The 2,358-nt window shown below is 31.3% G+C and carries 3 protein-coding genes; all 3 read right to left on the bottom strand.

Going from position 1 to position 2,358, the window contains the following annotated elements:
* A partial coding sequence (locus ACI3VO_RS15195) for a LytS/YhcK type 5TM receptor domain-containing protein (RefSeq protein ID WP_439758729.1) occupies window positions 1–420 on the bottom strand: 420 nt, incomplete at its 3' end.
* A gap of 177 nt (window positions 421–597) precedes the next feature.
* Window positions 598–1,989 (bottom strand): FAD-binding oxidoreductase, encoded by a 1,392-nt coding sequence (locus tag ACI3VO_RS15200; protein ID WP_439758730.1) that lies wholly within the window; start codon window positions 1,987–1,989, stop codon window positions 598–600.
* Window positions 1,990–2,002: 13 nt separating this feature from the next.
* A partial coding sequence (locus ACI3VO_RS15205) for an electron transfer flavoprotein subunit alpha/FixB family protein (protein ID WP_439758731.1) occupies window positions 2,003–2,358 on the bottom strand: 356 nt, incomplete at its 5' end.

The raw sequence follows: 2,358 nt of genomic DNA on the forward strand, positions 1-2,358 counted from the left end.
AATTCCATAAATTCCCCTAAGCTTCACAGGAATTTTCTTATAGAACAATCCAGATAAAATCCCTGCGCAAATACTAGATATAAAACACGGAATAGCCGTCATACTCTCAGGATACATTAAAAATCTATGCAGACCAGATATAATTCCAGCTGGAATACTTACAAAAGGTCCAAACAATACCCCTCCAGATACAATAGTTATAATTCTAGTATTTAAAATTGAGCCCTTATAAACTACACCATTGTAAGTACCTAATATAGAAAGCAGCGTAAATACAGCAGCAATTACAAATAAATCCTTTTTATCGTATTTTTCCTTTTCAAATATCCTCTTAAAAATTTTGAGTTTACTAATTAATAAAAATAATACTACAATTAAACTCGCTTTTTCTAGCAATATCATTAAATAACTTTCTTTCATAAAACAAATCTCCTACTATATTTTCAACAATTTTAAATTTATATAAGTACAATGTAATTTCTTATGTGTTACAAAAAAAGCCTACATTCAATTATGTAGACTTTTTTTATTATATCATATATTTTAAATTATAAATTTATGGAGTCTTATTTTTAGTTTATTAGTTTTATTTTTTTATTAATTATATACTTTTCCTGGATTTAATATATTTTTAGGGTCAAATGCAGCTTTTATACCTTTTAATATATTTATATAAGTTTCACTCTTAGATTCTTTAAAATAAGAACTCTTAGCATATCCTACACCATGTTCACCAGAAACTTCACCGTTTAATTCTCTAGCCTTTGCAAACATTAAATCAAATGTTTTGTCAAGTCTTTCATGCCATGTCGCATCGTCTAGATCATCTTTATGTGGATAAACATGTAGGTTACCGTCACCAGCATGTCCGAAGCTCTTTATTCTAAGACCTACTTCGTCTTGTATATCGTGTGTAAATCTAACGAATTCTGCAACCTTATCTCTTGGAACAACAACGTCGCATTCATCTATCTCACTGCTTGCTTTGAAGGCTTCAAGGAAAGCCCCTCTTGCAGACCAAATTGATTCATTTCTTTCGTCTGTATCTGCTATTAATACATCGTATGCTCCACATTCTAGGCAAAGCTTAGCTACATTTTCGTATTCTCTTTCTATTTCTTCAGTTGAGTTACCATCGAATTTTAATAGTAAGTAAGCATTTGAAGAGTTGTCTGGGAATTTTTTACCTAAGAATTCTTCAGCTCCAACTATTGCTTCTCTTTCCATAAATTCTATAGCAGTTGGTATAGATTTTGATTTTATTATTTTAGGTACTGTATCTATAGCAAGTGCTAAGTCTGGGAATGGTATTAATAAGCTTATTGCTTTTTTAGGTAATGGAAGTAATTTTAATATTGCTTTAGTTACTATAGCAAGTTGTCCTTCTGATCCTACTATTAAATCTTTTATAGCAAATCCAGAAGAGTTTTTAACTACTTTTCCACCTACATTTATTATTTCACCATTTGGAAGTACACATTCTAATCCTCTTACATAATCTCTTGTAACTCCGTATTTAACAGCTCTCATACCACCTGCATTAGTGTTTATATTACCACCTATAGCAGCACTTTTTTCACCTGGATCTGGTGGGTAGAATAAGTCGTGTTCCTCTACATATTGAGCTATAGTCATTAGAAGAACTCCTGGTTCAACTGTTACAGTTAAGTTTTCTTCATCTAATTCTAATATTTTATCCATCTTAGTTAAGCATAACATTATACCTCCGTAAAGGGCAACTGATGCTCCACAAAGTCCAGTACCTTGTCCTCTAGGTGTTACTGGTATATTGTTTTCATAAGCGTATTTCATTATTTTTGAAACTTGTTCTGTAGTATGAACAAATACTAATACTTCAGGATATTTTATTTCTCCAGCTAATTCATCATGAGCGTAATCTTCGCTTATGTCATCCCCTACTATTACATCTTCTTTATCTAAAACAGTTAGTAAAAAATCTATATCTTTTTGATCTATCTTTTTGTACATTTTCATCTACCCCCTATTTTGCCATTTGTGCTACTTTTTCTTGAGTTTCTTTTTTCATAGCATTTATTTTTTCTGTTAATTTAGGCATTATTTCATATATATCCCCTATAATACCTAAGTGAGCCACGTCAAATATAGGTGCTTTTTCATCTTGGTTTATAGCTATTATATAATCAGAACCCTTCATACCAGCGACAAATTGTACTGCTCCTGATACACCACAAGTTATTATTAATTTTGGTTTTACAGTTCTACCACTAAGTCCTATTTGTCTTCTTGGATCTACCCATCCACATTCTATAGTTGGTCTAGTTCCAGCTATTTGAGCTCCAAGTGCATCTGCTAAATCGTAAAGCATTTTTAAGTCTT

Source organism: Intestinibacter sp., from assembly GCF_051866655.1.
Taxonomy (GTDB): domain Bacteria; phylum Bacillota; class Clostridia; order Peptostreptococcales; family Peptostreptococcaceae; genus Intestinibacter.